At 43.5% G+C, this 5,719-nt stretch carries 6 protein-coding genes and 1 pseudogene; 5 read left to right on the plus strand and 2 right to left on the minus strand.

Annotated features, from left to right (window positions below; translation table 11 throughout):
• Positions 1 to 197 precede the first annotated feature (197 nt).
• Positions 198 to 1,061 (plus strand): helix-turn-helix domain-containing protein, encoded by an 864-nt coding sequence (locus tag JX312_RS08270; RefSeq protein WP_123406380.1) that lies wholly within the window; start codon positions 198 to 200, stop codon positions 1,059 to 1,061.
• Positions 1,062 to 1,084: 23 nt separating this feature from the next.
• Here JX312_RS08270 and JX312_RS08275 read toward each other — a convergent pair whose 3' ends face one another.
• Together JX312_RS08275 and rd are read right to left on the minus strand one after the other, a co-directional pair.
• Complete coding sequence (locus JX312_RS08275; RefSeq protein ID WP_123406378.1) at positions 1,085 to 2,020, minus strand: DMT family transporter; 936 nt, start codon at positions 2,018 to 2,020, stop codon at positions 1,085 to 1,087.
• A gap of 172 nt (positions 2,021 to 2,192) precedes the next feature.
• Positions 2,193 to 2,354 (minus strand): rubredoxin, encoded by a 162-nt coding sequence (gene rd / locus JX312_RS08280; protein ID WP_123406376.1) that lies wholly within the window; start codon positions 2,352 to 2,354, stop codon positions 2,193 to 2,195.
• 189 nt (positions 2,355 to 2,543) lie between these two features.
• Here rd and JX312_RS08285 point away from each other — a divergent pair, with 189 nt between their 5' ends.
• The 4 genes and pseudogenes from JX312_RS08285 to JX312_RS08300 all read left to right on the plus strand — a co-directional run.
• Entirely contained in the window at positions 2,544 to 3,005 is a 462-nt protein-coding gene (locus JX312_RS08285) for a Fur family transcriptional regulator (protein WP_204457672.1), read from the plus strand.
• A 28-nt stretch (positions 3,006 to 3,033) separates the two neighbouring features.
• Positions 3,034 to 4,281, plus strand: a complete 1,248-nt coding sequence (locus JX312_RS08290; RefSeq protein ID WP_204457673.1) for a DUF1015 domain-containing protein — start codon at positions 3,034 to 3,036, stop codon at positions 4,279 to 4,281.
• 36 nt (positions 4,282 to 4,317) lie between these two features.
• A complete protein-coding gene (tgt, locus tag JX312_RS08295; protein WP_204457674.1) occupies positions 4,318 to 5,448 on the plus strand; it encodes a tRNA guanosine(34) transglycosylase Tgt in 1,131 nt (376 codons plus the stop codon).
• A 16-nt stretch (positions 5,449 to 5,464) separates the two neighbouring features.
• A pseudogene (locus JX312_RS08300) lies at positions 5,465 to 5,719 on the plus strand (hypothetical protein); the annotation flags it as partial.

Consider the following 5,719-nt stretch of genomic DNA (forward strand, 5'->3'; position numbering starts at 1 on the left):
CCTTTGCCTTAAATGGATTTTATCCGGAAGTGAGCCGCCCCAAATTTCACGTTTATTTTTAAACAAGCTCTAAGTAATCTGTCAAAAAAAATCCTATTTGGAAATATGACGGATTATCATTAAATTTGCAGACTGAGCCTGACTTCAGACACAGCCGCTCACAACCGTTTTTCATTTGAAAACCAACACTTTCCTTTATGAAATACGATTTCAACTATAATCTCAATCTCCCAGAGAATGTGCCGGCAATCCTTGATCAGGATTTCTGGATTCATGAAAATATAGGAGCCGAGGTATTGACCGGTATCAGAGAACCTGTAAAATTCTCGGCGGCGACCTGGATATTTGTAAAAAAGGGAGAGTGCGTGGCAGACTTGAATCTAATCAACCACGACATAAAGGCTCCAGCTTTTGTAAGAGTTGAGAACTCACAGATTCTGCAACCAAAATATATGAGCGCTGATTTCAAGGCATCAATACTTGTAATGTCGAAACGATTCAGAGACAACCTGTTTCTGTTTATGAGCAATATCCCTCTTTACACCATAATCTCACGACACTCCGTGGCTCCCGTGCCACAGGAATCGCTACAGGCAATTGACCGATTCTTCATCGAATGCAAGGGAATAATCAACGACAAGGAAAATCCTTACAGATCCCAGGCATTTCTTTTTGAACTAACATCTTTCATATTCAAGACAGTCTACAAATGGTTTGATTCATACAAAGATGAAGTCATGAGCAATCAGGGACGCATGACAGACCAGTTCCTAATATTGGCGCAACAGAATTTCAAACACCAGCGATTCCTCGATTTTTATGCACAAAAACTTGAAGTGACCCCCAAACACCTGTCTCGCACTTTAAAAAGCCAGACAGGCTACACTGCAGTGGAATGGATAGAACGTTTTGTTATCCTTGAGGCAAAAGTGCTCTTGAAATCATCAAACCTGAACATCCAGCAAATTTCGGATGAATTAAACTTTCCGTCGCAATCATTCTTTGGAAAATATTTCAAAAAATTAACAGGCATGTCACCAAAGGAGTTCAGAAACTCGTGAGCGAGACCGATTGCGACAGGAATTTACTTCTTTCTGAACCATATTGAACCTTTCCATTTGTCTGATATGATCAACCCTGCTATCACAAGCGCACACCCTATATATCCGAGCATGAATATCTTCTCCCCAAGAAAAAAATACCCGGCAACCATTGTTATCGGCGGTTGAAGATACAGATAATTGTTGGCTGTTACAGATCCAAGCTTTTTCATCGTCTCATTCCATATGAGATACGAACATATCGAACACATCAGAACAAGGAAAAGGAAATTGACAAGATATTCCGGCTGTCTCAGATCGAAAAGCAAATGGATATGATACGGCTCATTCTGTACCAACAACAGAGGCAAAGCTGTTACCACTCCATAAAAAAACAATTTACGTGTTATGAAAAGGGATGTATAGAGCGGTATGACACGCCTGACGGCAATTGTATATATAGCCCAGCACAAAGCGGCTGCCAACGCAAGCAAATCACCTTCCGGACGAAACTCAAGACCTCCACCGTTACTTAAAATTATGCATGCGACACCGGCAATCGCCACTCCCGATCCGATGAGAACGCCGGTTTGTATTTTCTGTTTGAAAACCAGAGCCATGAGAAATGTAGTAAAAAGCGGTGAAATCGAAGCAAGAAGAGAGACATTTCCGGCAGTCGTAAGCCTCAAGGCATAATTCTCGGTGATGAAATAAAGTGAACCGGCACATATACCGCTTAAAAAAAGTGTGAATTCATCTTTCCACGAACAGCTCTTTATATGCCGGAACGTCAGGCAAAGAAGCAAAAAATAAGCCACAGCGAATCTGTAGACATACATTTCGACAGGAGTAAAACCACCGCGTTCCATTAGCACTTTTGTACTCAGAAACGAAGTGGCCCAGAAAGTCACCGTAATAAGCGCACCCAAGTGAGCCAGAATCACCAGATAGCGCGAACCTATGCTTTTATAAAATCTCATTGTCGTGTTCTCTATGGTATCAACAGGAGACTGACCTGTTTTAATTATTTATTGCAAAGATATTAAATTTTACTCAATTANTGAAAAAGATGTTTCTAAGCATACAAATACGCGCATAAAGATTAGGGCGGTGACATCTGCCACCGCCCCAATCTTCTGTAAACAAATATAATTATTCTTCCACGACAAATTCATCTTTCCCCACACCACAAACTGGACATACCCAATCTTCCGGAATATCCTCGAATGCAGTGCCCGGAGCAATTCCTCCATCCGGATCACCAACTGCGGGGTCATAGACCCAGTCACAAACTTCACATCTGTACTTTTTCATAGCCTGTTGTTTATATTAGTTAATGAATGTATCAGATAAGTAAATGCTCAAAACCGAAACTTTACTTACGTATGACTATTAAACATCATTTCTGAAACATTGGTTCGAAAAAATCAGAAGATATTAAAAAATAAAAGTTTCTCAACCCTCTTGTTTTTTTGAATACCTCTCATTATATTTGCATCCGTAATGAAAAAGAAACATGTTGACCAGTCGCTTCGCGACCATCTTAAAGAGACATTTGCAGTCTATATAAAATCGAAAAAAATGAGACAGACCCCCGAGCGGTTTGCAATTCTTGACAAAACGCTTGAGCAGAAGGTTCATTTCGATATTGATGAGCTGTATAAAAACATCGAGGCAGACTATCATGTGTCACGGTCAACTGTCTATAATACGGTAGAGCTTCTCTGCGAATGTAATATTCTAAGAAAGCACTATCTCAACGAGACTCAGGCAGTCTATGAACTTGCAGACGACAGGCACCTGCATCTGATATGTCTCAAATGCGGTGCGGTGAAGGAAGTGCATGATGAAAAGGTTGGAGAATACCTCTCGACATTGAAATTCAGAGGATTCCACCCGACATCATCTACCACCAACATCTACGGCATCTGCTCCGCTTGCTCAAGAAAACGAAAGAAAANATAATTATAATAACCTAATAACCTTTAATACCATGGCAAGAATAAAACCATTCAAGGGAGTCCGCCCTCCCAGACAATTTGTTGAAGAAGTGGCATCCCGCCCATACGATGTTCTAAACAGCGAGGAAGCCCGCAAAGAAGCGGAAGGCAACGAAAAAAGCCTTTACCACATCATCAAACCTGAAATCGATTTTGAACCCGGATTTGACGAGCATGATCCTGCCGTATATGACAAAGCGGTGGAAAACTTCCGTAAATTTCAGGAAAACGGATGGCTGGTGCAAGACGACAAAGAGAATTATTATATCTATGCCCAGACAATGAATGGTCGCACGCAGTACGGATTTGTAGTCGGCGCATGGGTGCCGGACTATATGGAAGGACGCATCAAGAAACATGAGCTCACAAGACGCGACAAGGAAGAAGACCGCATGAAACATGTGAGGTGCAACAATGCCAATATCGAGCCTGTATTCTTCGCCTTCCCCGACAATACCGTACTTGAGAATATAATAAGAGAAGTCACCGCCGGCACTCCTGAATATGACTTCGTGGCTCCGGACAGTTTCGGGCACACCCTTTGGGTCATCGAATGTCCTGAAACCATAAAGACAATAACTGAAGAATTTGAAAAAATTCCTAACCTCTATATAGCTGACGGGCATCACAGATCTGCTGCCGCGGCTCTCGTAGGTGCCGAAAAGGCTGCAGCCAATCCAAATCATACAGGAGAAGAGGAATACAATTATTTCATGGCAGTTGCATTCCCGGCATCCCATCTCAACATAATCGACTACAACAGGGTCGTAAAGGATCTCAATGGTTTGACACCAGCCGAGTTTCTTGACAAGCTCTCCGAGAATTTCATTGTTGAAGACAAAGGAACCGAAATCTACACACCTTCTGCTCTCCATAATTTCTCACTTTATCTCGATGGCAAATGGCATTCATTAACAGCCAAGGCGGGAACATTTAATGATTCAGATCCTATCGGTGTGCTTGACGTAACGGTATCCAGCGACCTGATCTTGCGTGACATACTCAATATAACGGATCTCCGTAGCGACAAACGCATCGATTTCGTAGGGGGTATCCGAGGACTTGGAGAACTCAAACGCCGCGTCGACAGCGGTGAAATGGCAATGGCTCTCGCATTGTATCCAGTAACCATGGATCAATTGATTAACATTGCCGATACCGGAAACATAATGCCTCCGAAGACAACCTGGTTCGAACCAAAACTGCGCTCGGGTCTCGTTATCCATAAACTCGACGATTGATTTGGTTATTTGTGGCGTTTGAACTAATTTTGCATCATGAAATTCAAAATTGACGCCACAACCCCCTTCTCATCGGCTCGCGCCGGTGAAATAACAACAGACCACGGTGTGATTCCGACTCCTATATTCATGCCTGTCGGCACCGTAGGAAGTGTAAAAGGGGTGCATATGCGCGAACTTCGCGAAGACATAGATGCCAAAATCATTCTTGGCAACACATACCACTTATACCTCCGACCGGGTCTCGATGTGATACGCGGAGCCGGCGGACTTCACAAATTCAACTCCTGGAACCACCCGATTCTTACAGATTCGGGTGGGTTTCAGGTGTTTTCTTTGTCATCAAACCGCAAACTGAAGGAAGAAGGAGCTTATTTCCGCAGTCACATCGACGGCAGCAAGTATCTTTTCACGCCTGAAGGAGTGGTTGATATCCAACGTACAATCGGATCGGACATAATGATGGCTCTTGACGAGTGTCCACCCGGCACTTCTGATTTCAGCTACGCGAGAAAATCGCTTGACCTCACACACCGCTGGCTTAAAAGAGGATGGCAACGCTATCAGGAAACAGAAGGTTTATACGGCTACTCACAGGCATATTTCCCCATAGTGCAGGGATGCGTCTATCCGGAACTGCGCAAAGAATCCGCAAGGTTTGTCTCTGATCTCGGTGCCGACGGTAATGCCATTGGCGGTCTTGCTGTAGGTGAACCGACAGAAAAGATGTATGAGATGATCGAAGTGGTAAACGATATCCTGCCTTCAGATCGCCCGAGATATCTGATGGGTGTCGGAACTCCTGCCAACATTCTTGAGGCTATCGACAGAGGTGTGGATATGATGGACTGTGTAATGCCGACACGAAACGGCAGAAACGGCATGCTCTTCACATCCAACGGCATCATGAACATGCGCAACAAAAAATGGGCTGATGACTTTTCAGAGCTGGATCCCGACGGAACAGCCTGGGTTGACCACGAATATTCAAGGGCATACGTAAGACACTTGTTTGTAAGTCAGGAGTTGCTGGCAATGCAGATTGCATCGGTTCATAATCTGGCATTTTATCTCCACCTCGTAAAAGAAGCCAGAAAACACATCGTTGCCGGAGATTTCGCCTCCTGGAAAAAGGAAATGATTGAAAGGGTGACAAGACGCCTTTGATTCTGACGCATCTCACATGAAAATATCCAAAGGCAGCAAAATATGGTCCAAAACAGCTTCAGTCCTAAGGCTGAAGGTGCTTGACATATTCATACTTAAGAAGTTTCTGGGAACATACTTCATGGCAACTATCCTCATTCTCGCCGTGATATCCATGTTTGACATAACAGAAAAACTTGATGCCTTTCTCACAGCTCCGTTAAAAGAAACTCTTTTTGACTATTTCTCCTCCTTCCTCCCATACTTTGCGAATATGCTGTCTCCCCTGTTC

It is taken from the genome of Barnesiella sp. CU968 (assembly GCF_905219685.1).
GTDB classification, from domain to species: domain Bacteria; phylum Bacteroidota; class Bacteroidia; order Bacteroidales; family Muribaculaceae; genus Lepagella; species Lepagella muris_A.

What these genes read in the sequence shown, in the direction of transcription:
- JX312_RS08270 (WP_123406380.1), top strand. Translation starts at nt 198, where the DNA reads ATGAAATACGATTTCAACTATAATCTCAATCTCCCAGAGAATGTGCCG.
- JX312_RS08275 (WP_123406378.1), bottom strand. Translation starts at nt 2,020, where the DNA reads ATGAGATTTTATAAAAGCATAGGTTCGCGCTATCTGGTGATTCTGGCT.
- rd (WP_123406376.1), bottom strand. Translation starts at nt 2,354, where the DNA reads ATGAAAAAGTACAGATGTGAAGTTTGTGACTGGGTCTATGACCCCGCA.
- JX312_RS08290 (WP_204457673.1), top strand. Translation starts at nt 3,034, where the DNA reads ATGGCAAGAATAAAACCATTCAAGGGAGTCCGCCCTCCCAGACAATTT.
- tgt (WP_204457674.1), top strand. Translation starts at nt 4,318, where the DNA reads ATGAAATTCAAAATTGACGCCACAACCCCCTTCTCATCGGCTCGCGCC.